Source organism: Candidatus Bathyarchaeia archaeon (genome assembly GCA_038873195.1).
GTDB lineage: Archaea > Thermoproteota > Bathyarchaeia > Bathyarchaeales > Bathycorpusculaceae > DSLH01.
On sequence record JAVZEV010000002.1, the window covers coordinates 52,251 to 77,566 of the forward strand.

Here is a 25,316-nt window from a genome sequence, read left to right on the forward strand (position 1 = left end):
TTTTCGGATGGTGCCATTATGGAGTCGTTCTTAATAGTTGTTTGCGGTAGTTGTGGAGGATTTTTGCTGGCTAAGGCTGAGCAAAAAACGAGGACATGCCCATACTGTGGCTCTAAAGTCGAGTTGAAAAAAGCTAAGAAAGTGGCTTCAGCGAAAAATGCCTACGAGGCGTCAGCAATTCTGCGCAAGATAAAAGGTGCTAAGCGCCAATAGCAATTTTAAGGTAAGCCATCAACACTATTCCCAATAGAATGACTATTAACTGAACTAGTGATTCAGAGGCACGGAATTTTTTGTGAAGTTCAGGCATTAGGTCTGTGGCCGCGACATAGATGAAGCCGCCTGCAGCAAAGGGAACCAGCATAGCGGTTACGTCATGAAGATAAATCAAAAAGTAAGTTATCAATGCGCCTAAAATTGCTGTTATGGCGGAGATAAAGTTGTACGTCAGCGCCTTCTTTTTGCTTAGACCCCCATAAACAAGCACACCAAAATCGCCTATCTCTTGCGGAATTTCGTGGAAAATTACAGCCAGTGTTGTGGCAAAGCCTAAGTCGAAACGAAACATGAACGTGGCGGCTATTACTGCTCCGTCAATAAAATTGTGAATCCCGTCTCCAATAAGATTAAGGTATACAAACATGTGCACTGGGCATTCTTCTTCGTGACAGTGGCGCCAATAAAAGAACTTTTCTAGGGCAAAGAAGACGACGATGCCGAGGATTACATAGTAAAAAGTGCTTGTTCCATTTGCTTCGTAAGCTTCCGGCAGTAAATGCAAGAATGCTCCGCCTAATAGAGTGCCTGAGGAAAAACCTACCAGCGCCATTAGGATACGTTTTAAGAAACCCTCTTTTGAACCTATGAAAATTATTCCTGCAAATGCTATTAGGCTTACAGTGGTTACTGAAGCTAAAATAGCAGCTAAATCGTTCATTGCTTTTTGTTCAAACTCCTCTTGTTTATATGAATATCGGTCTTTTTGCGTATCTGCTTAAGCATCTGGCAGGTTCTGCACACTTTTTCGGTTGTTGGCTCTCCACATTCACTGCATTCGCTTAATCCTTCTTTCTCTGCCATAGCTTCCAATGCCGGTCGGATTTTTTCGATAGATTTAAAAATTGTGAATTTTATTCCAGCATGCCTCTCTTCCATTCTATTTAGCATTACTCGAACGTCGTTTCTTAGCGCTTCAGAAGCGTATGGACATGGAACACTTTGAAACTTTACCTTTTTAACATACGCATATAGAGCTGTTTCTTTTTCTGGAATTTCGCAGAAGGGTTTTACACGTTGTACAAGTTTCGGGTATGCTTCGTCCGTGACTGGTTTTTCTCGGGCTATACGCAAAACGTCACCATGAAAGACGTTTAACAGAATTGTTTGTGTTTCATCATCCAGTGTATGAGCGGTTACAAGTTTGTCGACTTTGAGTTTTCTAGCTACCGTGTTTAATGCTCTTCTTCGCATTACACCGCAAAAGGCGCATGGTGTGGGTCCGCTGTTACCTCTTAATTTTAAATGCTTAACAATTTCGTCAAGTGTGCAACCGAAAAGTTTTTGGAAAGAAACTACGTGATGTTTGATGCCAAGTTTTCTGCAGTTTTCAGCGGCTATTTTCAAAGCTTCGTCACGGTAACCTTTGATTCCTTCGTCCACCGTAACCGCAACAAGCGAAGCCTTCGGATATTGCCGCTCCAATTTAGCCAAAATATGAAGAAGACTCACGCTGTCTTTTCCGCCGGAAACAGCCACCGCTATTTTATCATTAAAATTGAGCATTTGGTATTTGGCGATGGTTGCTTTCACTTTTGTCTCGATTGATTCAGTGAAGCATTTTTTGCAGAGTTTCTCTCCAGAGTAAGGTCTTGAGAAAAAAGCTTCTTTGCGGTTACAGGCAGTGCAGATAATTGTATTGGCGGTCACGGTTGTTTCACATATTAGTTAACTGAATTCTGCTTTAAACATGTTGTAGACGAGTAAGCCAACGTAGCCTAAAGCTGTGAAAACTGTGAACCATTCAAATATTGGATTGCGATAAACTAACACGAAAAGCAAGTTAATTGCAGCTACTATAAAGCCATAGAAAGCTATTGGTTTCATGTATTTGGGATGGGTAAACAACGCCCCGCCTAGCAGAACAAGAACTATTAGGTTAAGAAAGAAGAAAATGGAAGACCACAAACTGTGAAGACTGCTGTAATCCTCGGAGAAGACGCCAATCATAATCAGAGAGAAAGCGGCAAGAAACCCTGCTATCTGCGTACCTATTAACAAGGTTTTTCGCCACTTTTCATCCGTATACCACTTGTATAAACCGCCAAAAAATGGGAAAAGTGCTATTCCCGTGAGAACACAGCCAATATTGTATAGGATTGCACCTGATGGGTTATAAGTTGAATTTCCTAAATCGCTAAGCCAATTGTCGACTGGATTGTAAGGCGTCGGGAAGAGAGCCCACGAGGAAAACGTGAATATGCAATAAAGAAGGATGACTGGTATACCTGCGATACAACTCAATGGCAACTTTGAAAGATTCAATTTTCGCATTCAACTCCTAATCTGCAAATATGCTTGCTGTTCATATTTTGTTGCCTTTTCGCTTATAATAATTATCAGCAAATTACTAAAATAAATAAAGAGACTTGTCGTTTAAAAAGAGGCAAAACAATGACTACTAAACCTGAAAGACACGTAGAGTACCGAGAAATAGTTTATGACGCTGAACGTTGGAGTCTACTCAAAGAGTTTAGGCAAAAAGCCACGCAGTTAATGGAGGCTTTAGAAAGTTTTCATTTGGAATCCGTGGTGCATGGAAGCATTGCACGCGGAGACGTGAACAAGAAAAGCGATGTTGACGTTTTCATTCCCTCTCAAGTTTCATCTTTCACCGTGGAAACAGCGCTGGAAAAGAGGGGTATACCAGTTAATAGGCGCGTGGTTGTGCAAGCCACGCCAACATACGCCATGAAAGCCTACATCGAAATAGACGAAAACACGAGCGTCTCGTTTCCTTTAATGAAAATGCGCACAGTAGAGAGAGAATTTTACAAATTCGGCGGTGAGGCATCACTAGAAAACTTGAAAGATAACATGCGAGTTTGCGGTGTGGATAAACGTTTGATGCTCATTGAACCTACCAAAGAAGGACACAGAGAAATTATCATTATTGGGCGAGAGGAACAAATTGCCAAACTGCTTGGCATATCTGTTGAAACTGTTTTGGACCGCGTTCATGCTTTGCTGAGAAGAGATGAAGTAGGTAGAACAGGAGTTTTTATTGAAAAAGAACTTTCAAGCGACGAAACTTTTGAGATGGCTTTGAAAAGACTTGCGGACCAGAATCCCGCAGTTCGTAGGCGAATGAAATCTGTCTAGTGTATTGCAAACCGTAGTAGAGCAGCTATTCCTCCCAATGCTAAAAGTTTTTCACCAGCCTCATGCTCTGTGCTTAAGACAATTATGCTTCCGCCTTTTTGTTCAACACTTTTCATTAAATCTTCAATTAACAAGCGATTTTCGTCTGAAGATTCACGCAGCATCGTGTCAGCCAAGACGAGTTTTTCAACAGCGCTCATTTCCACTGCTTTACAAACTTCTGTAAGACCATAGGTAACATTTCCTTCACCTTTTCCAAGCCTTTTCAGAATTTCTTCCATAACTTCCGCTTCTTCCAAAATTCGAAACCGCTTCATAGTTTTCAGCAAAACGCCTGAACGCAGAGCTTCATGTATTCCTGCCACACCGCCATTGTTGACGTTTTTCACATCCACAACTGATTTAGCAACATCGGCCGCTTCATTTCTCAAGAATTTTGCAAACTCGTCTTTCACAAAACCAACACCAATAATTGCAATTGGACCGTGTAAGGCTGTCCATATTTGGCGTAGGCTGTCTAACGCTTTCTGAAAGTATTCCTTTGTTGCAGCGGTTCGTTTTTCCGCTTCAAGCTTTCCGGGAAGCTTCACACTTTGCTCTACTTTCACTTCTACGCCGTACTGGGCGGTAACGGCTATTGCGTAGCCTTCGTCGTCGATGGCAACGATTATTATTGGTTTTTCAGAGGTTCGGCTTGCTCTCTCTAACCTCTCAAGATGATGCCTTGCCCATTCCTTCTTCACGATGGTCAACGGCTTGTTTAATGCAATGTTCAGTGTATGGTGCGCGCCGTTTGGAATTATCTCTGGCGCTTCGCATATGGTTCCATGAATCCTAAGTCTGCCCAAAAGTTTGTTCCATGAGACAGAATCAACCTTCACGCCTAAGAATACTGATACTCGTTCGCCACGTTTAGGTCTCGCGTATCCTCCCTCGTCGGGCTTGATTTCTCGTGAAGTATAAGCATAAACCCTATCATTTTTGTAGATGAGGTTGTATAAATGCCAAAAATCATCAAAAGTTTCAGGAATAACCTTAACAAAGCCTTTTTTCAGGTTTTTTTCTAAGATTTTCAAAATCGCTTAGCCTCTTCGCCTTGTTTGGTTACGTGTACTAATCAGAGTTTTCTTATTAAAAAGTGTGAATGATGATTTGAAGATTTTGCAGACAGCGAAATGGAGTGTGTTTTATGTTGGTGGGGGCGGTGGTGGAGGCGGCGGAACAGCTGGTTTCGGTGGTTGTGTGGAAAGTTGTTTGACCGAAACGGCAATGGTTAAGGCCGCTGCTATTAGAATTATTATTCCTGATATGCCGAGTATTAGGAAACCGAAGAACATTACCCAGAGAGTAGCCATTATAGAGCCAGTATAAGGTAGGATTTTGCTGAGCAGCGAAACTGTTGAAAAGTTGAAGTACAAAAGACCTACAGAAAATAATATGCCTCCAACAGACAAGATAACTCCTACAATTGAACGTTTAGCTTCACCTTCTCGTGCTAAAAATGCAAAGAGAAGAGCGCAAATCGACGCCATCATCAACGTTACCGTCTCAAGAGTTGCCTCGGACAAAAGTATTCCAGGGAGAGGAGGCAAAGAAACTAACAAGATTGGAGTTCCATAGGGAACGGTGCCTATTGTGTGTAGTATATTGGAATAAGCAGCGTAAGAGTCCCGTAATGGCGCGTATGCAACAATGTATATTAGAATGATGGAGACCAACATGAGAATTGCACCGACGAGTTTTGAATCGGTTTGTTTGCCGCAGTAAGCCCTAAAACCTATCAACAACAAAATTGCTCCAACAACCACGATTATCGGATACGTCAATGAAGATGTGGGGTAATAACCGTATGGAGCATAGGCACTTGCCGCTCCGCTAACTAGGATTATGCTACCTATTCCAACGAATAAAATTATGCAAGAGAACGCTGAAACTGAAGATGAAATTGCATCAAGGCTTATGCCAAAATCCCTTGCAGATTTAGCATTTCTTATTACTGCTCCGCCCAATATAGCGCCAAAAATCACCGCTATCAAGTAGCAGACTAGTCCTGCTATGAGCCAAGGTTGAATGTAGGGCATTATAAGCGACCACATGGAAGGTGGAATTCGCGCTAGAGATTCTATCACTACAACGATTATCCCAATAAAGGTTAACAAATATCCGGCACCGAAAACAAGTGCAGCATAGTATCCAGCAGTTCTGGCTTGTTTCTCCAAAGATGAAACAGTGCTAACTTCTTCAGTCATGCAGTCCTCCACCAGACTGCTACTTTGTCCGTTACTGCTTAAAAATTTTCTCAACAAACAGTAAAGTTGTATTTTATAAGCAACTTTTTATCTACTTATTAACGGTCGTAAGGGATTTGGCAATGAAAATCGCGTTTTGGCTTTTAGATTTGAACTATGAACTTCGCAATAACACGCCTGAAATTTGGCTCTGGGGCATTGATGATTCTGAAAATCGCGTGCTCGTTATTGACAGAAATTTTGTTGCTTATTTCTATGCTGTTGTTGAAGAGGGGGTGAATCCGAAAAAGGTTGTTGAAGAAATTGAGAAAGAGACTCATGCATCCATTGCTAAACTTGAGGTTGCTGAACGCAAGTTTTTTGGAAAGCCAATTAAAGCCGTGAAAGTTTACTGCAAAAACCCTGACGATATAATAAAATATGCTAAGGTTTTTCGAAAGCTCGAAGGCGTAAAAGATTGCTTCGAAGACGACATTCGCAGTTCTATGCGCTACTTAATTGACAATAATATTGCTCCGTGCGGTTGGCATGAAGTAGAAGTAGACGAAGAAAAGAACACGCTTCATGTTCAAGCTGACAAGGTTTATACAGCAAAATCTTCTCCTAAACTCATAGAGAAAACAGAAATTCCTCAACTAAGAATTCTGGGTTCCTCGACGATATGTTATAGTCGTGAAGGTTCACCTAAACCCGACAAAAACCCTGTAATCATTATTTCAACTGCAACAAACAGCGGCGAGGAAAGACAGTTTTTGGCGGATGAAAATAAAAATGATAAACAAGCTCTACAAGCCTTCTTAAATTATGTGCGAAATTATGACCCAGACATTATTGTGGGTTACGGCACAAACACGAAAGATTGGCAATATCTCAATGAAAGATGCAAAAAGCTTGGATTGCGATTAACCGTTGATAGAGTTGGAACTGAACCTCACACAAGTGTTTATGGACACGTTTCGTTAACTGGAAGAATCAACATAGACCTATCGGATTACGCAGACGAGTTTCCAGAAGTTAAGGTTAAGACTTTGGAGAATCTAGCGGATTATCTGGGAGTTATGAAGCTTGAAAACCGCACATTAATCGACGAAATAGACTTTGCGGATTACTGGGACAACAAAGACAAGCGTGAAATTTTAAAAAAGTTCTCTTCTGACAACACCCGTTGCGTTATGGGAATAACCGAAGCCATATTAGACTTTGCAATGCAGCTTTCAAATCTTGTAGGCTTACCATTAGACCACGTGGGAACTGCGGCTGTGGGCTTCCGCGTCGAATGGTTCTTGATAAAACATGCCCAAAAAATCGGCGAACTCGTGCCCAGAAGAATTGAACAGCCATATAGACCCTACGCAGGTGCGATAGTGCTTAAGCCAGAACCTGGACTGCACGAGAACATTGCAGTATTAGATTTTAAGGCTATGTATCCAAACTTGATGATAACTTATAATTTGTCTCCAGACACGTATGTACCGCCGAAAGAGCCAATTCCAAAAACTGGAGTTTATGAAGCGCCTGAAGTTAAGCATCGATTCAGAAAAGAACCGGCAGGCTTCTATAAGGAAGTATTATCATATCTTATTAGCGTGCGGGACGAAGTTCGCAAAAGAATGAAAACTTTGAATCCTAAAAGTGTTGAATACCGTGTTTTGGACGCGCGGCAAAAGGCAGTGAAGGTAATAACTAACGCTTCTTACGGGTATGCTGGTTGGATAGGTGCAAGATGGTATGTTAAGCCCGTGGCTGAAGCTGCAACTGCATGGGGAAGATACACAATACTTAACGCGGTAGATTTGGCAAAAAAGATTGGTTTAAGGGTTATCTACGGCGACACAGACAGCATGTTCGTAAAGTACGAGCCAGAAAAAGTGGAAAAGCTTTCACGGGAAATTGAGGAAAAGTTTGGGTTAGAAATCAAACCAGACAAGATTTACGTGCGCATTTTCTTTACAGAAGCCAAAAAACGTTATGCTGGGCTTCTGCCTGATGAGCGTCTTGATATTGTGGGTTTGGAAGTTATACGTGGAGATTGGGCTGCCATAGCTAAAAAAGTGCAGGAGAAGGTTTTGGAAATAATCCTTAAAGAGCAGTCTCCAAAGAAGGCAGCCGCTTTTGTGCAACAGTGTATTTGTGAACTTCGCCAGAAACAAGTGCCATTTCGCGACCTTATAATTTGGAAAACGCTGACAAAACCTGCAGAAGAGTATGAGATTAAGGCTTCTCATGTGGAAGCAGCGAAAATTTTGAAGGAAAAGGGTTGGGAGCTTGCGGTTGGCGATAAAATAGGTTATGTGGTTGTGGTTGGGACTGGACGTTTATATGAGAGGGTCAAACCGTACATTTTTGCTTCTTATGACGAAATAGATGTGGATTATTATGTGTCAAAACAGGTTGTGCCTGCTGCTGCCAGAATTCTCGAGAGTTTTGGCATAACCGAGGAACAGTTGCTAACGTCAAGTGTTGGAGAAAAGGAGACTCGAAAACTCACGGACTTTTTCGGCAGTTAAGCTTCTTTGATTTCTGAAAAGGTCATTAATTGAACGTTTAATGGTGATTTCACAGCTTCTGATATGCGCGATGCGATTATGTTTTTTACGTTTTTTTCGCTTGCCATGTCGACGATTCTCTGTGTTATGATGCCGTCGAAGACTACTGTGTCCACTCCTTCCATTTGCTGAAGTTTTTCAGCTAGTTGGCTTACTGGCAATCGTTCTATTTGTTCTAGCTTTTCGTTGAGAAGCACAGCTTCCAATGTGCCTTCTAATTCCTTCGCAATTTGAGCTATCTCTTTAGGAACTTCAATCTTTGGTTTCTCTCTTTTCGGGGGCTTGTATACTTCCTCTATAGGAACTTTTGCTTCTAAAGCATCAAAAATTTCTTTACAGTTTAATTCTTCAACTTCTTTGCCTCTCGGCGCTCTGGCAACGTATTTTACGTTTGCAACTTGCAAGAGTTCCTTTAGGATTAGGTCTCCGCCTCTGTCGCCATCTAAGAAGGCTGTGGATTCTTTTTCTCTGGTTAGTTTTTTGATTGTTTCTGGAACTTTTGCTCCTTCTAGGGCTATGACGTTGAGTAGTCCGCATCGCATTAGGTTTATTACGTCTGCTCTTCCTTCTACAACGATTATTTCTTTGGAGCTGTCGACTTCTGGTCCTGCGGATAATTCGTCTGGTCCGTACTTTTCGACTTTGGCTATTTTGAGGGTTTCTGCGATTTCTTTGAATACTTCGTCCACGGATGGCATGGATTCGATGGTCCATTTGTGGAGAATTTCTTTGGCTCTGTCGATTATTACTTTTCTTCTTGCTTCTCTTACGTCTTCGATTTTTTCGAGTGTTACTTTTGCGGCGCATGGTCCGACTCTGTTTATGCTTTCTATGCTTGCGGCGATTAGGGCTGTGGAGACGCGGTCCATGCTTGTTGGGATTGTTATGCTGCCTGTGGTTTTGTCGTTTTTTGAGTGTAATTCGATTTCGATTCTTCCGATTCTGCCTGATTTTTGCAGTTCTCTGAGGTCGAGTTCTGGTCCGAAAAGTCCTTCTGTCTGTCCGAAAACTGCTCCTATAACGTCTGGTTTTTCAACTACTCCTTCTATTTCGAATTTTGCATGTATAACATACTTTATGGTAAACGTTTGTGATGAACCCGTAAACGTGCACCTCCAGATTATTTTATGTGAGGGTTAGTTTCACCGTGTTATGAGAGAATCTTGCTCTCAATTCACGAGATTATTATTCTAACTCTTTATTAGTTTTATGAATTACAAATCTTGCTCTTTAATGTTTCCATGTAAGCTGTTAGGCTTTCAACATCTTTTATGTCTCTGCCTACGAGGCTTAATAGCGCATTTCGATATTCAGTGTTAATTTTTATTCTGGTTTTTTCAAGTATCTGTGTTAGGCGTTTGGTCCATTCTTCTCCGCGTCTGTCGAAATCTAACATCAGAATAACTTCTCGTGTTCCACATTTTTCTATTTCTGAAACTACGTCTAGGAGTGTTTTTCCGCCGGTTTTTGCTGAGAGTATTTTTCCTTGGATGCCCATGTTTCTTAATGCTTCAATGTCTTTTTTGCCTTCCACGACTATTGGGGTTCCTTTCGCTGATTCTTCAGCTAGGCATGACAGAATTTGCAGAATTTTCTCTTCTTTTTCTTTGAGGCGTGTTGACAAGATGTTTACCTTGTTATTTGAGCTTCTTTCAGCACTTCTAAGTGTTCTTTTGCTTGTTTGTTGGTTTCGAAGTATTTTCTGATGGGGCTGATGATTTTGGAGAGTTCTTCTGCTACTGCGTTTTTGAGGTCTTGCGGGTGCAGTTTGCCTTGTGCGTAGGCTTTTTCTAGTTCCTCGTAGTTTTCGAATTCTATTGTGCCGCCGAATTTTGTTGGGCGTTCTATTTTGAATGTTTTTGTTTCGTGGAATACTACGTGTTTGGCTATGTCTAAAATGGGGTTCATGTCTACTTGTTTTTCTGGGCACCATGCTTTGCGTAGTTTTTCTTTTATTTGTTGGTCTGTGTCGTGGATGAATATGGCGGTCCATGGTTTGGATTTGCTCATTTTGCTTGCGATGACTTGTTCGAGTTTGTCTTTGGTTTTGAGTTTGACTGGTTCTGCTATGCCCATGAGCACATGGTGGTGAACTGCGACTGGTTTGGTCCAGCCCATTTTTGGGAAGATTTCTCTTGCGAGCACGTGGGCTTTTCTTTGGTCCATTCCCCCGTGTGGTATGTCGGCGCCTATTTCTTTCACGTCCACTGCTTGCATTGGCGCGTAGAAATACTGGGATAAATCGAGTTTTTCGTTTTCGCTTCTTCCCATTATTGTTAGGCAACGGAGGCTTCTGCTGAGCGTCATGTGCTTCGCGAATTTTAGTAGGTTTCGCCAGTACTCGTCGTTGTTGTGGTAAAGTTCTGAGCCTACGACGATTTTTGCTCCGGGGCAGAAGAATTTGAAGGCTTCAGCGTAGTATTTGGATGCGGAGAGGATTTTGTTCCAGTCGCCGCCGAACTTGTTGTTTATGAAGCTGTGCCAGTCGGCGAGGTAGACTTGACATTTTATTCCTGCTTTTAGGAAGTCGTTTATTTTGAAGCCGGAGATTATTAGGTTTCCTAAATGTAGCAAGCCGGAAATCTCAAAGCCTTGATAGTGTCCGGGGTGCTCGTTTGTTTGTAAAAGTTGTCTTAGTTCTTTTTCTGTTAGGATTTCTTCTGTTGGCGGCTTTTTGATTAGGTCGATTTTTGTTTCTATGTCCAATCTTTATCAACTTCTAACTTTCTATGCGGAAGAGAGACTTAAAAGTTGTTTCGCGGGCGTTTGTTTCCCACGTAACCTATCACTTAACTTCACTGTGGAGCGTTGCGCTCCTCTAGGTTAAGCTCTCTCGGCGTGGGATTTTTGCGCCCGCGCCCACCGTGTCCCATGTTTGGGTAAACCCTTCGTCATTGGCTTGTTGCCTTTGTTGGGTCCGTCTTCATGGATTTGCCGGTGGGATTTGGGAAGCTCCAGACTTTGTCATCGCCCATGGATTAGGTGGGTTTTTGAAAAGTTAAACATTACTGTCTACTGATGAGTGGTTGTTGGAAAAAATAGGTTCTTTTTTGTGACTAGACCCCCCTTATAAATAGGTTGACCCGTTAGTCTACTCTCTTCCAAGGTAATGTGTTATAGGCTATATTTCATTATTTTCTTATTAGTGGTTCTAGGTCTATTTCGAATGCTGCTGTTGGGTTTTCAAGTTCAAAGTTGTTTAGGACTTGCGGGTGAATCTCGCCTAAAACGCCCAGCTGTTTGCCGTTGATGATTATGGCGGCGGTTCTGCCTTCTAAGAAGCTTGGGTGTTTAGCCTCTTTTATTTGCCATTTCAATCCCAAATTCGCAAGAAAAGCCTCAACAATTGATTTTATCTCGGTGAAGTTCGCTGTGGAATGTGAAGCGACTGCAGCTACGTGAAGTCTCCTTTCGCACATGGTTTCTGTTCGCTTGTTTATTTTTCCAACATCCGATGCCTCGAACAATCGCTGTGGAAAGCTTTCGCTTTTGTTGTCAGCCAAATTTTTCATCAGTCCAGGCAATAGGGATTGCCGCATTATTGTATAGTCCATGGAGACTGGATTGGCAAGTTTTATTGGGTTTTCTGGTTTGGTTCGCATGTACTCGTAGTGGATGCGTTCGTTTGTAAGTGTGAAATTCATGGCTTCCAAAAAGCCTAAGCCTATCATTATTTGACGCGCAGTGTTCGCCAGTCTGTGGGCTGGATGCTGTTCGCCGACTGTTACAGCCTTAGGAATTGTTGGCTTCAGCTTGTAATATCCGTAGCCTATGGCGACTTCTTCGACTAAATCCACTTCGTGAAGGATGTCAATTCGATAAGCGGGATAAGAAACTTCCAAAACTCCTTTGCATGTTTTCTTTGCATCCAATCTGCATTTTCGCAAGCACCTAATAGTTTCTGCTTCAGAAAGCTTCAAACCGAGAAGCTCATTTGCATAATCAACTCTCAACCTCATCTTTTCAGCGTCAAGGTTCGGCGAAACCACAGTGCGATCAGAGTATTTCACGTTAACCTTTTCGAGCGTGCCGCCCATTTCCGCTAAAGCTGTGGCTAAAACATTCAAGCTTTTTTCAACAGCTTCATAGCTTGTGCCAGTAACATCCAAAAACAAGTTTCGCGTGTTAGCGTCTACTCTCGTTAATTCCCCATTTATTATCGGAGGCATCGAAAGAACAGCGCCGTCCTTGTCAATTAACAATGGATACGTTGGCGACCAGTCCACAAGATGACGATAATCCATTCCCTTCTCATGCTTCTCCAAAATCTCCTTCAAATCCATCTCTTCAGTCTTACCTAAAGGAACAAACTTCACGCTTTTAGGCTCAACAGCCGTGAAAGTGAAAGGCGGCTTGACTACGTCTAGGTTGTGAATGCCAATAGACGCTTTTTTGCGGTCTCTGCCGATTCCCCAGTGAAGGTCTTCCTGAATCTCCATCAACTCGACAACAGCGTCTTCATCAAGCTTTATGCCACGAACAACGCCCGCAAGCATGTATGGTCTAACATTGGCAACAGCTTTGTCTATGACAAGCGTGGTTTTCGGAGCGTTCAAAGTGTATTTTGGCAGTCCAGTTTCCAATTCCAAGAATCCTTTCAAAGCTCTGGCGACACCCACGTAACTGCAAAAGTCGATGCGGTTGGGGTTATACTCGGCTTTCACGTAATCTTCAGTTATCTCTTCCAAGTCGAAGCCAATCCATGGCAAATTCTTTGTCAATTCCTCAATCGTGACTTTCTTGCCCATGAATTTGGAAAATCTTTCCTTGTAAAGCGTTATCACTGGCATAATGGTGTCCTCCTAAGCCATTCAAGACGGTTACCATAAAGTGTTCTAATATCATCCACGCCAAGCTCAATCATCGCTAAACGCTCTAATCCACCGCCCCACGCAAGCACTGGATATTTGACGCCCACGGGCGCAGTGACTTCTGGCCTAAAAATGCCCATTCCGCACAGTTCCATCCACCGCTTAAGTTTGGGATGGTAAACCATTGCTTGGGCTGAAGGTTCAGTGTATGGGAAGTAGCATGACCAAAACTCCACTTTCTTCAGTCCCATTTTCGCGTAGAACGCCTTTAACGTGCCCATTAAATCTTCAAGTGTCACGCTTTTATCCATGACTATGCCTTCTACTTGATAAAATTCTGGAAGATGCTTGTACGTGACTTGCTCGTTGCGGTAAACCCTATCAACAGAAAACACTTTTATTGGCGGTTTTCGATGCTGAGAAAGATACTTTATCGTTTCAGCTGTCGTGTGCGTTCGCAAAACAAGCCTTTTCGCTTCTGCATGACTCCACTTGTAATGCCAACCCTTAGAACCCGTTGTCCAACCGTTTTCATGCGTTTTAGCAACAGCATTCACTATGCCTTTTGAAGGCAGTTTCCCAGCTTTAGGATTAGCCAAATAGAAAGTGTCCATCATCTCGCGGGCTGGGTGGTCCTGAGGCTGGAATAAAGCGTCAAAGTTCCAGAAGGCAGTTTCAACTAATGGTCCACGGATTTCTGTAAAACCCATTTCGAGAAAGATTTCGCGGACACGAGTTATAATTTGCTGCAACGGATGACTTTTGCTCGGATAAACAACTGGCCCAGGCGCGGTAACGTCGAATTTTCTCAGTTTTGTTTCACGCCATTTTCCAGTAATAATAAGTTCAGGCGTTAGCTGAGTTACTTCTTCCTTAATAATTTCTAATCCTTTTTTGACTAGCTTCTTTCCCTCTTCTGTTAGCTCCAACTCGTAAATTGATTTCTCCTTTGTTTCCATAAGCTTACGACGTTTCAGCAGGGCAACAGCGTCTTGAAGCCACTTGTCCAACCCTTCAACAACCACTGATTTTCTTTCCGCTAAAATTTCGAGAAGTTTTTCTTCATCAGTTTTAGGTGGTTTCTGAGCTAAAACATCTTTGGTGATGGCGAGCGTGCGGTTCTTTTGGTTTATCACCGCCCATTTTCTCCGCACAAGCCAACCTAACGCTACAGAAACAGTGTCAGAAGGAACCTCTGCCTCTTTCACAGCAGTAGAAATTGCAGTTTCGCAGCCTTTGTTATAAAGCACGTTTAAAATTCTGCGTTCCGGCAGCCCCTTTTTCGCGTATAATGCCCCTTCCTTGCTAAGTCCCGCGATTGTCTGCTTCTTCTCGTTTATTTTAACAAGCTTCTTTTCCTGCATTGTCAATGCTGCGCGCATTATCGCAGCGTTTGGCAGTCCAGTTTCCGCCATTAATTGTTCAACTGAAGCCTTTCCTTGGAGCTTTTCTAACGCTAGAAGTGTTTTGCGTTCGTGTTCTCTGAGGTCAACCATGCTTTTTCCCTTCATGAATGTGGCTGGGTGAAGTTTGTAATGTAGTTGTTATTGTTTTAATAAAAGTATGCGTGGTCCTCGCTGTTTTTCGGTTAGAAAACGTTTGTTTTTTTATGTAAATTGGCGAGGCATCACTTCACCGTGCATAAGGGAATGTGCAAAGGATTATTTAATGTTTATTTCGCCCTCTTATCATTCAACATTCAGAATTTCCTTAGCTTTATCGATAAACTGCTTCTTTTTGCGTTGATGCTCCTTAACAAACTTCGTAACTATGTCAATCGTTTGTTTCTTATGCTCTCCACAGAGAAGTTTCCCAGTCTTGCAATCATTGTAAACCCTTATGATTTCATCATCATCCTCGACAAAGTGGAACATGCAAACTTCGTAAACCGGACAAATCTCGGGAACCCCGCCGAGCTCACGTTGTTCCTTGATGGTTGCTCTCCCGCCAGTAAACGCATTAGAGATTCTCTGCGCAATCACTTCAGGCTTGTCATGCAAAGTAAAATAGTTCATTAGGCGCTTGCTCATTTTCGGAGAACCATCCAAACCCTTCATGAGCTTGTGATAAGTCGACGAGGGAAGAACAAAACCGTATTTCTTATAGAATATTTGAGCGAGGTCTCTCGTGAAGCGAATGTGAGGGTCCTGGTCAACACCGACTGGGATAACTGTGGGTTTTGGTCCTCCAAACTCTTCAAGCTGAGGCAAAAGAATATCTCCAGCCTGTATCAAAGCAGCCAAGTATAAGCCTATGTTGCGTTCGCCGTAGATTGCCTTCATCGTAGCCAACGTTGCAGCTCTACCAAAGACTATCGCCAAATCCTTCACATGGTTTTCTTTGGATTGACGGTAAATATACGCTTTTTTCGGGTCCAACCCAAGCGCAAGCAAATCCGCTACGTTGTCAACGGCTATTTTTTCACTTTTTTCAAACGGAACCTTGTTGTCCTCGTAGGATTCAATATCTGCAATACAATAGAACGTCTGAGCGCCTTGCTGCTGGAAATAAATGATTTCCTTCGCAGTCATTAACGTGCCAAGATGGAACTCGCCGGAAGGTTTTATGCCGCTTAAAACTGCAAATTCCTCATGTTTCTTCATCGCATTCAGTATTCTTTCGAAGTCGCGGTGTCCGAAAACTACGCCACGCCTCATGTAAAGCGAAGGATTAGGCACTTTCGATAGAAACGGCTTAAACGGCTCAATTCCAAACTCTTTGTATAGGCGTTCGTAATCTGCAATCACGCTTGTTCCGAAGGGGTCAAGCACCGTTTTCTTGCTAGGGTCTTGCTGCAAGAGTTTCTCCTCCATAGGCGTTAAAGGAGCATATAAACACTAGAAGGTTTTTAAAGTTAAGTGCATACGCTACAAAAACAGAGAGAATTTTGGCAAGCGTTAATGCCAGTCCAACGCATTCCCCATCTAAAATGCTTTCAAGTGACGTTTAAACTTTCTGGAAGAATACTCCATGCGCTGGCTTGTTTAGAGCAAACCGCGTTTACGCAACATTTCGGCGAACTCTTCCTTTGAAGGAATCACAGAATCCTTAACCAGCTCCGCAGTTATTTTACTAACCATTTCCATGGCGCCTCTGTATTGCAACGCCTTAAAAAGCGAACCATCCAACTTCACAATCTTGTTGAAGTAAAGCGACTCCAAAGATTTTCTACCCGTAACCACCTCAACAGATAATTCATAAGTGGGAATTTCCACAACAAAATCACTTATTTTCCTATGTTCTTCAATTTCACTGGAAGGCACATGTTTTCTTTCAATAAGCTCTCCATTCTCAAACTTTGAAAACGTAGCAAAAGGCAATTCTTTAACGATAACCAGTGTTTTCCAGTTCATTCCCTTGACTTTTTCTCGATACTCCACATTAGCGTTTATTCTTTTCTTCAGCTCATCTGAAAATTCTGGAGATTCATACTTGAATGACATGAGTGTCTTGTTAGGACACGGGATATTTGAATCTTATGAGTACTTCCGATTAATAGAAATTGTCCACTGCACGAAAACGTCATAACAAAACTTAATAGATGTTTAAAAATACCAATAAAACGCAAACTTCGAGTATGCTTGTTTGAGGTAATAGCCATGTCTGAAAAGGTTAACGTCAATCCTTCCTCAGCTTCCAGACTGCTACATCCAATGCACACAGTGCTTGTTTCCTGCATTGACAAAAGTGGAAAACCAAACATTATAACCTTGGCGTGGGCAATGCCAACATCAATTAATCCGCCATTAGTCGCAATAAGCATCTCGCCACGAAGACACTCACACAGCCTAATTGAAGAAACAAAAGAATTCGTCGTCAACATCCCAACAATTAACATCCTAAAAGAAACGCTGTTCTGCGGCAGAGTCAGCGGCAGAGAACATAACAAGTTCAAAGAAACCGGCTTAACGCCTTTACCAGCGAAAAAAGTGAAGCCGCCAGCAATAAAAGAATGCGTGGCACATTTGGAATGCAAACTTCACAGTCAATTTACAACTGGCGACCACACAATATTCATCGGCGAAATAGTCGACGCCTACGCAGATGCTGATGCCTTCACTGAAACATATAGCCTAGAAAAAGCAAAAATGGTATTCCACCTAGGCGGAAACGAGTTCGCAACGCTTGACCCTAAAGTGTTAACGCCTAAACTATGAATGTATTGCTAAACTAGAACTGGTAACTTTCGCCAGGCTTAAGCACCACCACTTTCACTTTAGGCATTTTCTCTTTAACAATTTTTCCAAATTCGTCAGCTGATTGCGCCAGAACCGGAAACGTCTTATAATGCATCGGAATGACCGCTTTAGGTTTAAGCATTTTAACAGCCTCCGCTGCTTCCTTAGCACCCATAGTATAATAGCCACCTATAGGAATCAAAGCCAAATCAAGCTTGTATAACTCGCCGATTAAGCTCATGTCTCCAAAAAGCCCCGTGTCCCCCGCATGATAAACTCTTTTGCCTTCACCCTCAATTATAACACCGGTCGGCGCACCACGCGAATCCGTATGCAACGCTTGAGTTATCAGAAATCTTATTCCTTTGACTTCCACGCTCCCGCCAATATTCAATCCTTCCACGTTTTTGACACCGTTTTCTTTTGCAAAATCGCCAAGTTCAATGTTAGCCACAAAAGTCGCACTCGTCCTCTTGCAGATATTTATTGCATCGCCTAAATGGTCCCCGTGGTCATGCGTAACATAAACTATGTCCGCTTTAGTTATTTCCGAAGCCTTAACTGGCGATGTTGGGTTTCCATCAAGCCATGGGTCAACCAGAACAATTTTGTCAGCAATTTCAATTTTGAATGCCGCATGCCCAAACCACGTTACTTTAACCAACCATTTTTCACCTCGCCACTAAACCCTTTTAAATTATAACATGGTTAGGCGTTATTAAAAGTAAAGTGTGAAATCAATGAGTAAATACGATAAAGATGCCCTTGAAAAGCTTCAGCTTTCTGGAAAAATTCTCCGCGAAACACGAGAGGAAATGAGAAGTTTCGTTCGCGAAGACATGCCTATAATAGAAATCTGCGAGAGAGCCGAAGCGCTTATACGAGAAAAAGGTGGAAAACCAGCGTTTCCATGCAATGTTTCAGTGAACGAAATAGCTGCACATTATACGTCACCGCCAAACGACACCGCAAAAATTCCAAAAAACTCTATTGTCAAAGTTGACATTGGCGCTCACGTGGACGGTTACGTAACTGACACCGCATTCACAGTATCCTTTAACCCAGAACATGAAATTCTTGTAGAAACGGCTGAACAAGCCTTGAAAGCGGCTATAGACAACATTCGCCCAGAAATACCCACTTCAAAATTAGGCGAAATCATCGAAAAAACCATAAAATCACGCGGCTTAAAACCAGTCTCAAACCTAACGGGGCACTCAGTAGGACGATACTTGGTGCATGCTGGCACTTCTGTGCCGAATGTTTCACAGTTGTCTTTTTCAAAAATCAAGTTAGGAGGAGTTTACGCTATTGAACCCTTCGTGACTTTACCAGACGCTGTGGGACGCGTTGAAGATGGCGATGAAGCCACAATCTTCCGTTTTCTTAAAGCTAAATCTGTAAAAAACCCGTATGCAAAAGAGCTTATGAAGTATATCGAGGAAAACTTCAGAACCTTGCCCTTCGCTGAACGCTGGTTGGAAGGTGTGGTGCCAAATGAGCATCATCGAGACGCGTTTCGAGAATTATTAGCTTCAAAAGCAATCATGAGCTATCCAATTTTTGTTGAAATAAGCAGAAAACCCGTGGCTCAAGCAGAACACACCGTCTTAATAGTGCAAGAAGGCTGCGTCGTCCTAACCTAAGGACTCAATTTTTCTTTGACTTCCCTATAAATTGCCGTTATCAACATTTTGTCATTACATTTTTGGCAAGGCTCAACTTCTTTGAAGATGTAATCGCCACGCTGAAATTCTCTTACACTTTTGAAACCGCACTTTCGACATTCAATTGTAGTCGTCACGGGCGGAATCTCAATTTTTAAGCGCATGATTCGTCTTCTTGTCTGAAACAGCACGTATGTAGATAAAGCTACTCCCAAGAAACCCACTAATAAGAAGTATCCAGCTAAAACTTCGTTGCCGCTTCCAAAATAGGCAAGCGCAACCATTAACGCGCTCAAAGACAACGCTAATCCTATAAAGATTATTACCAACACAAACGATGAAATTTTAGTTGACGAGTTTTGTGGTGTTCTACTCATTCCATTTGCCTCCTCACTGCCCAATGCCTATCGTGTTACCGACACCCGCAATTATCACCTTGTCACCCTCTTTGGTCTTCTCCAAAATGACCTGCTTTATTCTCTCAATAGTCTTATCCACCGCGTCAAAGATTTCCTTGCGCATGGGCGAAACTGCATCGCCAATGTCCTCTTTGACTATTACTGCATTTATTGGTATTCGATACTTCAAAAGTGACTCTTCGATTTTGAACTGGTCAACGCCTGGTCCGCCTATCGCCGCGCCGACTCCTTCAGCAACTTCGCCGATTTCTTCGCCTTCAAGCTTCATGGCAGCATCAATCATTATTACTGTGGCAATCTTTCCTTCATTCTCTTCAATAACCGTTCTTATTCCATCTCCAATTTTGCCAACGTTTCCACCTGGTCCCTCAGCTTTTATCACATAGGCTGTGCGTCCTTCTATCGGCACGGTCGCGACAACACAATCCTTAGGTATTTTCCTTTTCTCATGTCCATACATGAGTTTTGCAGCCACTAATGCGCCGGCGCCGTCGCCGATTGGTTGTCCGTAAGCGAATGCTTTTAACGCGCTTGCGTAGGCTTCTGCTTCTCGCATGACGAGGGGCAGTATCATTTGCAACTGCATTATAATGTAGAGGCTAAGCGTCTTTTTGCCAAGCAAGTAATAGTGCCTTATCACCTTGTAAATGTAGTTTAACGCCATTGCCGCTTCAAGAGTGTTTTCTAAATTGTTAACTTGCGTCTCGTCTGCAGCGGGAGCCATAAACTTCACTTCGTCTTTAAACCGGACATCCCTAACGTCAAGTATGTGCTCAAGCTTCCAAACAACACCTGCTGGGTCAAGACTTTGAGGCGATATTGTGAAGTACTCTAGAAATCTGTCAACCCTCACGGTTGGGTCCACTTGCGGTTTTCCAATCTCCTTTATTGTTTCTATCGCGGTTTTTCGTCCTTCATCCTTTATGTACTTCAATTTATAAAGTGACCCTTCAACTTCCCTAATCATAACATACATTTGAATTCTCTGTCCATAAAAAATGAAAATTATGAAGACGACATAGAAAAGTATGTTAAGAATCCAGGAGAACTCTCCAAACGGTTCCTGCGCAACCGTATTTTGAAGACTGGAAATCACTGCGAATATGTTCACATGCTCACCTTTCGAAAAGACTAACAAACGCTTAGTTATAAATTTTAGGTAATTCTCCTCCAAATTAACAGATTAAATTATAAAAGGGGCAGCCAGCTTTCCCGGGTTCGCGTGGCCTAAGACCACACTACAGCCGAGAACGGAGCGCGGTTTAACTTCCGAGTTCGGAATGGGATCGGGTGGGTCCCGCGCCCTATGACCGGCAAACCCCAGAATACACGTTAAGCTTATGCTCATTAACTTTTCGCTTTTGACAGGCTAACTTTCTTCTTTTCGTATGGCTTCCCAGATGCCGAATCCGCCTACAGTTTCGGGGCGTTCGACAGGATTGTACCATGTTTTCTTCGTGCCAATTTTTGCCCGCATTTTCCACCCGAAAGATTTGGGTTCTTTCTCTATTGCTTGCAAAATTGCTTCGATCTTTTTGGTTATTTCTTGTCGATCTTTTTCCTCGATTTTTTTGGGGTCGATGTCTGCTTCTGGTCCGAGTTTGTCTATTTCTGTTAAGAATTTTTTGAGGTTTTTTAGGTTGGTTGTGGCTGTGTACCAGAATCCCCAGTCTTGTGACAGGGTTTTGGCTATGTACGCAGAGTCTATGCATTCTTTTTCGCTTTTTTCTTTAACCTCATGTGCTTTCAACAAGAGTAAGCAGTCTTTTAGGTCTTTAATGCTGAAGGCTTCCCACATCTGTATTTTTTCAAGAAGCATGTCTGTTGCCGTGATTGTTGGGTATTCCAGTTCAAGTCTTCCTTTGAAGTCTATTGGGTGGTTTGCCACCATTAGTTTGTCGAAGAAAACGTCAACGTAAAACCAGCCTTTGGGATGGTAATATATTTGTCTGTCAGAAGCTGCTGAAGAGAGTGTTGCTCTTCGTTTTGCGTAGCCGATTTCTCCAAAAAATTCTTTCACTTTCTCTCTATGCTTGCCATAGGACATGAAGTCTATGTCGCTGTATTCTTGACCTTGGACAACGCCTGTTCCAACTCTTCCCAGCTTGATTGTAAAGTCTCTGAAACGTCGGCAGCGTATGGCTATTCCTAACCCGCCCATAATTCTTAATGGTATGCCTTTTTGGTTGGCTTTCTCAACTATCGTTTCTGCTTCTTGCATGAAAACTTCGGTTGGAACTACATCTTTCCATTCTGCTGGTAATTCTCTTTTAATTTCCTTGTCCAATAGCCAAGCCATTAGGCGCTGCCTCTAACCTTCTATTCTCTGCAGCCTAGTTAGCTTGTCTCCTTTAAATTCTATAAAGAACGCTCGTATTATTCCTTCGGCGTATTCGCTTCCCGGGTTAACGCAGTGTGTCCTGCCTATTTTTATGCAACCCGCAGATTCATGTATGTGACCATGTAAGCCCAAGAAGGGCTGATATTTTTCTATCATTTTCCGTACAGCCTTTGAGCCTACTGGAACCATCACAACGCTTCCGCTCCGTATGATTGGATTCAAATCCTTATCCAACAGTGGCGCTTCGTCTATTTTGGATTCAAACGGCGGAGCATGAAAGTTGAATATAGCGTTTTTCACGTCTGTCAACTGAGAAATGTATTTTTCAAGTCTTTCTTCAAGCTTGTCTTCTTCCTCTTCGCGTGCCGTTTTCCATGGACTGGGGTTAACCCAACCGCAGCTTACCATCTCGTGAGATTCGTCTATTTTGATTACTTTGCCTTCTCCGTTGATTACGCTCTTGTGTTTTTCGATTAATTCGTCCACTGGAAATCTGTCATCATTTCCAGGGCAAACAACCACTTTTGTTTCGCTTGGAACTTTTTCCGGGATGAGGTCGAACCATCGTTTCAGCGTTGATATCATAACGCTGTGGAAGACTTCGTCTACTTTTTTGGGGTTTCTAGTCATTTCTTCATATTCACTTTCGTTGGTAACGTGTGGATAGTAGCCTATTCCCCTAATGTCTTTGAACGCTTTCTCCAAACCAGCAGAGTCTGTAGTGTGGGTTCCACCCATAAGATAATAAGTGTACTTTCCGTCTTTCTGCTCAACGATCGGAACAATCATTTTTCCAGTTAAATCTCCGCCGCAAATAGCCACATTGACTTTGAGCATGGCAGAAGCGTTTAGGAATTTTCTCCAAGACCCTTCTGACCCGTGCATGTCTGTGGCAAAAAGTATCTTAGTCGTCTCTTCTTTCTTTCTTCCAAACAGAAAGCTCAATTACGCATACTCCATCAAATTCAACGTGTTTTTAATATCGCCGAGTTATTTAAAATATACGTTACCATGGAAAGTTTTAAATGCTCTCAGCATTAAAACATTTGAGATTGGGTGCATTATAAAAAATGGCCTCAAGTAAGCCTGGACTTTTTGCTAGGGAAGCAACTGGACTCGTAAGGGAAATCGGCTTTACGTTGGGTGTCATCATAATCCTCAGCCACGTGGTCGGCTTAGGCTGGCAGAAACGCGCATTCCAATTCACTGGACCGATGCCAATGCCAACAGACATGATGCCACTTGGACTTCCAGCGATATTCTGGGCATTCCTAATCTGCGGCTTCATCGTGCTTATCACTGGCTACGCAGCGGGCTACGTTGCAGCAGCGATGCCAAGATCGGGTGGTGGCTACGTTACAATATCAAGAGTTATACACCCATCGGTAGGCTACATGTCCGGATGGCTAATGTTCCTTGCGGAAGCGTTTAGCTACGGGTTAATCGGCGTTGCGGTTTTTGAGGGGATTGAAATATTCTTTGGCATCGCAATGGCACCAACCGCTTATGATTTTGGCCCTATCGGACGGTTCCTCGGAGGTCTAGTGATAGTCTGGATATTTGCTATTATCGCGCTTCTGGGAACAAAACTCTATGGGCGATTAATGGAAGTAATATTCTACATACCCGCAGCAATTACAATAATCTTCTTTGCAATGTGGATAGCGGGTGCAATGAACCCTGCCGCTGTCGCAACTGGTGTGGAAAATGTTATGGGGGCCCCTCCAAGCACATTCGTGTCGGTTGCAAATGCCACTGGTATGACAGCCAATCCTGTCGGCTTCTTTGATGCTTTCTCAGTTGCGCTTGGTGGAGCCTTTTGGGCGTATATGGGTTGGTACGCAACAACCTTCTTAGCTGGTGAAGTTAAAGAGGCGAACAAAAAACTTCCTCAAGTGCTTTTGGTTGCTGGTGTTCTCATAATGGTAGTTTATCTGTTGGCTTCATCGCTTTCAGCCATCGCAGCAATGAATGTGGAGCCTTACACGGATAGTGAAGGGCATCAGTGGAGCTTTTTCCAAGCATACGCTTGGTTAAGTTACCCGCCAAGCAGCCTTAAAGATAGTGTTGTAGCCGCTAGAGATGCTGCTATCCCCAATTTCAAGGGTGCATGGAGTACAGGAATTGCATCTATCATTGCTAATGGCATGGGTATAAGCTGGCTTCCAGCGCTTATAGCAATAGGTGCTGTACTCTGGGTTGCTAACGACATCCCACCATTCCTACTCGTCGCTTCTAGAACCTTCTTCGCCATGTCATTTGACAGAATGATGCCAGAAAAGTTCTCCTACGTCAGTGAAAGATGGCACGCCCCCGTGTGGGCAATTTTAATCACAGCTATCTTTGCCATTCCAGCATGCATGGCAGAGGCTGACTTTCCGGCAGGAGCAACAAGCTATTTGGCTTTTGCAGGTGTCGTTGGAACAGACATATTTGACGCGTTCTTCCTAACAATGTTCTGTATATCATGCATGTTGCTTCCGCTAGAAAGAAAGGAAATCTACGACCGTGCAGCTGTCAAGCATTCGATAGGTGCAGTTGTCACCTTAGGATTTGTTGCAACACTTGGCGGAGCCTTCTGCCTTTACATCTTCATCAAAGAGTCACCGTGGATATGGTCTCTGTTTACAACCGGAGCAGCAACTGCAGACATAATAAGTGCGATTGGGTTCTTCGGCTGCATAATCGCGGGAATACTGTTGTATATAGGGTTTATGTACCGCAACACAACAAAGGGCGTTGACATGCGGACGCTGTACCTCAGCATCCCACCAGAATAGCCTTAAATATCCTCCCTCTTTTTATTTTTACATTGCCATTGGTGCTTAAAAATTGTATGAACTTAACTTTATCGTTGACATGGTGGAAGAACAAATAGCTAAAGGACATTTAAGATGGCTAGCTAACTTCAACGAAATCCACAGAGACTATAAACTCGGCAACATAGTTTTTCCAATTTATGCTTCAGGGAGCCTTCAGGAGAAAGGATTCTTCCTTTCAAAAATATTCTCAGCCTTGGTGACGCCAAAATACAAGATTAACTTTTTCATTTACACGTCTCCAACGGTAGATGCCAAATCTTTTAGAGAAATGATTATTTCGTTGAAGAGCAAGTTTGGTGAAGACGAATGGATTTTTCTAGGCTTGGTCCAAAGTCAACCATTTGACAAAGCAGTGAAAAATGCAATAAACGATTTGGTTGACAAAAATATTGGTGTTGTCGCCTTTAGTCTTGCATCCAAAGAAAATGTCACATCCAACAACGTCCTAGGAAAAGGACTTGCTAAACACCTCAAATTGACAGAGGCAAAGTTTGAAATTTTCGACGTGCCTAACTATATGAAAAGCTTCATTATACTTCTTGGATTGGGTGTTCTATTTTTAGTGGCTATTGCCCTCGCTGGGTGGCCTCAAGCCATTCATCCTTTAACCCTTCTGGTAGTAACGGGCTTATCTTTAGTGGGGGGTTACCGTCTTTACAAGAGTAACTACCACACTATTCTTTTGTTGAACAGTCAAGGATTCACCATTCAAGAAGGAAAAACAGTGAGAGAAGGAAAGTGGTCAAATTTCAAGGAAGCAACAATGTATGTCACTCCAAAACGTGAAGTTTGCATAAAACTATATTCGGAAAAAGAGACCGTGGAGCTGCCGATTTCAAGAGCGGGAATGTCCCGAAAAGACACCTACAACACAATAAAGCAGCTGATACGCAAGAAATAGCCTT

General features: G+C 42.7%; 24 protein-coding genes and 1 rRNA gene. 7 read left to right on the forward strand and 18 right to left on the reverse strand.

Going from position 1 to position 25,316, the window contains the following annotated elements; genetic code table 11:
• Positions 1-18 precede the first annotated feature (18 nt).
• Positions 19-213 (forward strand): DUF1922 domain-containing protein, encoded by a 195-nt coding sequence (locus tag QXW63_08425; protein MEM3461916.1) that lies wholly within the window; start codon positions 19-21, stop codon positions 211-213.
• On the opposite strand, the gene QXW63_08430 is transcribed toward QXW63_08425, so the two are convergent.
• From QXW63_08430 to QXW63_08440, 3 genes are read right to left on the reverse strand one after another with little or no spacing between them, the layout of a single operon-like run.
• Positions 200-937: a ZIP family metal transporter gene (locus tag QXW63_08430; GenBank protein MEM3461917.1), complete on the reverse strand. Its 738-nt coding sequence runs from the start codon at positions 935-937 to the stop codon at positions 200-202. The two genes, QXW63_08425 and QXW63_08430, sit on opposite strands and share 14 nt — an antisense overlap.
• Positions 934-1,926: a TIGR00269 family protein gene (locus QXW63_08435; GenBank protein ID MEM3461918.1), complete on the reverse strand. Its 993-nt coding sequence runs from the start codon at positions 1,924-1,926 to the stop codon at positions 934-936. The genes QXW63_08430 and QXW63_08435 overlap by 4 nt, the downstream gene beginning before the upstream one ends.
• An 18-nt stretch (positions 1,927-1,944) precedes the next feature.
• Positions 1,945-2,550 (reverse strand): DUF998 domain-containing protein, encoded by a 606-nt coding sequence (locus QXW63_08440; protein ID MEM3461919.1) that lies wholly within the window; start codon positions 2,548-2,550, stop codon positions 1,945-1,947.
• 120 nt (positions 2,551-2,670) lie between these two features.
• On the opposite strand from QXW63_08440, the gene QXW63_08445 reads away from it, so the two are divergent.
• Complete coding sequence (locus QXW63_08445; protein MEM3461920.1) at positions 2,671-3,378, forward strand: nucleotidyltransferase domain-containing protein; 708 nt, start codon at positions 2,671-2,673, stop codon at positions 3,376-3,378.
• Here the strand turns inward: QXW63_08445 and QXW63_08450 are convergent.
• Both QXW63_08450 and QXW63_08455 read right to left on the reverse strand, forming a co-directional pair.
• Positions 3,375-4,454 (reverse strand): mRNA surveillance protein pelota, encoded by a 1,080-nt coding sequence (locus QXW63_08450; protein MEM3461921.1) that lies wholly within the window; start codon positions 4,452-4,454, stop codon positions 3,375-3,377. The genes QXW63_08445 and QXW63_08450 overlap by 4 nt on opposite strands.
• Before the next feature lie 111 nt (positions 4,455-4,565).
• Entirely contained in the window at positions 4,566-5,627 is a 1,062-nt protein-coding gene (locus tag QXW63_08455; GenBank protein MEM3461922.1) for a hypothetical protein, read from the reverse strand.
• Positions 5,628-5,749: 122 nt separating this feature from the next.
• Here QXW63_08455 and QXW63_08460 point away from each other — a divergent pair, with 122 nt between their 5' ends.
• Entirely contained in the window at positions 5,750-8,134 is a 2,385-nt protein-coding gene (locus QXW63_08460) for a DNA polymerase domain-containing protein (GenBank protein MEM3461923.1), read from the forward strand.
• Here QXW63_08460 and dnaG read toward each other — a convergent pair.
• The 7 genes from dnaG to QXW63_08495 form a co-directional block, all read right to left on the reverse strand.
• Positions 8,131-9,297: a DNA primase DnaG gene (dnaG, locus tag QXW63_08465; GenBank protein MEM3461924.1), complete on the reverse strand. Its 1,167-nt coding sequence runs from the start codon at positions 9,295-9,297 to the stop codon at positions 8,131-8,133. The two genes, QXW63_08460 and dnaG, sit on opposite strands and share 4 nt — an antisense overlap.
• An 83-nt stretch (positions 9,298-9,380) precedes the next feature.
• Complete coding sequence (locus tag QXW63_08470) at positions 9,381-9,797, reverse strand: toprim domain-containing protein (protein MEM3461925.1); 417 nt, start codon at positions 9,795-9,797, stop codon at positions 9,381-9,383.
• A gap of 5 nt (positions 9,798-9,802) precedes the next feature.
• Positions 9,803-10,879, reverse strand: a complete 1,077-nt coding sequence (locus QXW63_08475) for a tyrosine--tRNA ligase (GenBank protein MEM3461926.1) — start codon at positions 10,877-10,879, stop codon at positions 9,803-9,805.
• A gap of 425 nt (positions 10,880-11,304) precedes the next feature.
• Positions 11,305-12,963 (reverse strand): phenylalanine--tRNA ligase subunit beta, encoded by a 1,659-nt coding sequence (gene pheT, locus QXW63_08480; GenBank protein ID MEM3461927.1) that lies wholly within the window; start codon positions 12,961-12,963, stop codon positions 11,305-11,307.
• On the reverse strand, positions 12,954-14,480 hold the full coding sequence (locus QXW63_08485; protein MEM3461928.1) for a phenylalanine--tRNA ligase subunit alpha: 1,527 nt from the start codon (positions 14,478-14,480) through the stop codon (positions 12,954-12,956). The genes pheT and QXW63_08485 overlap by 10 nt, the downstream gene beginning before the upstream one ends.
• Positions 14,481-14,672: 192 nt before the next feature.
• Positions 14,673-15,782, reverse strand: a complete 1,110-nt coding sequence (gene trpS, locus QXW63_08490) for a tryptophan--tRNA ligase (protein MEM3461929.1) — start codon at positions 15,780-15,782, stop codon at positions 14,673-14,675.
• A gap of 186 nt (positions 15,783-15,968) precedes the next feature.
• Positions 15,969-16,427 (reverse strand): hypothetical protein, encoded by a 459-nt coding sequence (locus tag QXW63_08495; protein ID MEM3461930.1) that lies wholly within the window; start codon positions 16,425-16,427, stop codon positions 15,969-15,971.
• A gap of 156 nt (positions 16,428-16,583) precedes the next feature.
• Here QXW63_08495 and QXW63_08500 point away from each other — a divergent pair, with 156 nt between their 5' ends.
• Positions 16,584-17,141 carry a flavin reductase family protein gene (locus tag QXW63_08500; GenBank protein ID MEM3461931.1) on the forward strand — a complete coding sequence of 186 codons (558 nt, stop codon included), beginning with the start codon at positions 16,584-16,586 and terminating at the stop codon, positions 17,139-17,141.
• A gap of 13 nt (positions 17,142-17,154) precedes the next feature.
• Here the strand turns inward: QXW63_08500 and QXW63_08505 are convergent, their stop codons facing one another.
• The gene (locus QXW63_08505; GenBank protein MEM3461932.1) at positions 17,155-17,826 is read right to left on the reverse strand and encodes a metal-dependent hydrolase; all 672 of its coding nucleotides are present in this window, start codon (positions 17,824-17,826) and stop codon (positions 17,155-17,157) included.
• 76 nt (positions 17,827-17,902) lie between these two features.
• Here QXW63_08505 and map point away from each other — a divergent pair, with 76 nt between their 5' ends.
• Complete coding sequence (gene map / locus QXW63_08510; protein MEM3461933.1) at positions 17,903-18,808, forward strand: type II methionyl aminopeptidase; 906 nt, start codon at positions 17,903-17,905, stop codon at positions 18,806-18,808.
• Here the strand turns inward: map and QXW63_08515 are convergent.
• The 5 genes from QXW63_08515 to QXW63_08535 all read right to left on the reverse strand — a co-directional run bounded on the left by QXW63_08515 (position 18,805) and on the right by QXW63_08535 (position 22,534).
• Positions 18,805-19,206, reverse strand: a complete 402-nt coding sequence (locus tag QXW63_08515; GenBank protein ID MEM3461934.1) for a hypothetical protein — start codon at positions 19,204-19,206, stop codon at positions 18,805-18,807. The two genes, map and QXW63_08515, sit on opposite strands and share 4 nt — an antisense overlap.
• A gap of 13 nt (positions 19,207-19,219) precedes the next feature.
• Complete coding sequence (locus tag QXW63_08520; protein ID MEM3461935.1) at positions 19,220-20,359, reverse strand: DUF1512 domain-containing protein; 1,140 nt, start codon at positions 20,357-20,359, stop codon at positions 19,220-19,222.
• A gap of 87 nt (positions 20,360-20,446) precedes the next feature.
• Positions 20,447-20,566 (reverse strand): 5S ribosomal RNA (rrf, locus tag QXW63_08525).
• 51 nt (positions 20,567-20,617) lie between these two features.
• Positions 20,618-21,547, reverse strand: coding sequence for a hypothetical protein (locus QXW63_08530; GenBank protein ID MEM3461936.1), 930 nt, complete (start codon positions 21,545-21,547; stop codon positions 20,618-20,620).
• 12 nt (positions 21,548-21,559) lie between these two features.
• Entirely contained in the window at positions 21,560-22,534 is a 975-nt protein-coding gene (locus QXW63_08535; protein ID MEM3461937.1) for a phosphoesterase, read from the reverse strand.
• Positions 22,535-22,659: 125 nt separating this feature from the next.
• Between QXW63_08535 and QXW63_08540 the strand changes: the two genes are divergently transcribed.
• Together QXW63_08540 and QXW63_08545 are read left to right on the forward strand one after the other, a co-directional pair.
• Complete coding sequence (locus QXW63_08540) at positions 22,660-24,369, forward strand: APC family permease (protein ID MEM3461938.1); 1,710 nt, start codon at positions 22,660-22,662, stop codon at positions 24,367-24,369.
• Positions 24,370-24,421: 52 nt separating this feature from the next.
• The gene (locus tag QXW63_08545) at positions 24,422-25,312 is read left to right on the forward strand and encodes a hypothetical protein (GenBank protein MEM3461939.1); all 891 of its coding nucleotides are present in this window, start codon (positions 24,422-24,424) and stop codon (positions 25,310-25,312) included.
• The last annotated feature ends 4 nt before the right edge of the window (positions 25,313-25,316 follow it).

What these genes read in the sequence shown, in the direction of transcription:
- QXW63_08540 (MEM3461938.1), top strand. Translation starts at nt 22,660, where the DNA reads ATGGCCTCAAGTAAGCCTGGACTTTTTGCTAGGGAAGCAACTGGACTC.
- QXW63_08515 (MEM3461934.1), bottom strand. Translation starts at nt 19,206, where the DNA reads ATGAGTAGAACACCACAAAACTCGTCAACTAAAATTTCATCGTTTGTG.
- QXW63_08485 (MEM3461928.1), bottom strand. Translation starts at nt 14,480, where the DNA reads ATGGTTGACCTCAGAGAACACGAACGCAAAACACTTCTAGCGTTAGAA.
- QXW63_08495 (MEM3461930.1), bottom strand. Translation starts at nt 16,427, where the DNA reads ATGTCATTCAAGTATGAATCTCCAGAATTTTCAGATGAGCTGAAGAAA.
- QXW63_08500 (MEM3461931.1), top strand. Translation starts at nt 16,584, where the DNA reads ATGTCTGAAAAGGTTAACGTCAATCCTTCCTCAGCTTCCAGACTGCTA.
- pheT (MEM3461927.1), bottom strand. Translation starts at nt 12,963, where the DNA reads ATGCCAGTGATAACGCTTTACAAGGAAAGATTTTCCAAATTCATGGGC.
- QXW63_08455 (MEM3461922.1), bottom strand. Translation starts at nt 5,627, where the DNA reads ATGACTGAAGAAGTTAGCACTGTTTCATCTTTGGAGAAACAAGCCAGA.
- QXW63_08440 (MEM3461919.1), bottom strand. Translation starts at nt 2,550, where the DNA reads ATGCGAAAATTGAATCTTTCAAAGTTGCCATTGAGTTGTATCGCAGGT.
- QXW63_08530 (MEM3461936.1), bottom strand. Translation starts at nt 21,547, where the DNA reads ATGGCTTGGCTATTGGACAAGGAAATTAAAAGAGAATTACCAGCAGAA.
- map (MEM3461933.1), top strand. Translation starts at nt 17,903, where the DNA reads ATGAGTAAATACGATAAAGATGCCCTTGAAAAGCTTCAGCTTTCTGGA.
- QXW63_08430 (MEM3461917.1), bottom strand. Translation starts at nt 937, where the DNA reads ATGAACGATTTAGCTGCTATTTTAGCTTCAGTAACCACTGTAAGCCTA.
- QXW63_08460 (MEM3461923.1), top strand. Translation starts at nt 5,750, where the DNA reads ATGAAAATCGCGTTTTGGCTTTTAGATTTGAACTATGAACTTCGCAAT.
- QXW63_08445 (MEM3461920.1), top strand. Translation starts at nt 2,671, where the DNA reads ATGACTACTAAACCTGAAAGACACGTAGAGTACCGAGAAATAGTTTAT.
- QXW63_08425 (MEM3461916.1), top strand. Translation starts at nt 19, where the DNA reads ATGGAGTCGTTCTTAATAGTTGTTTGCGGTAGTTGTGGAGGATTTTTG.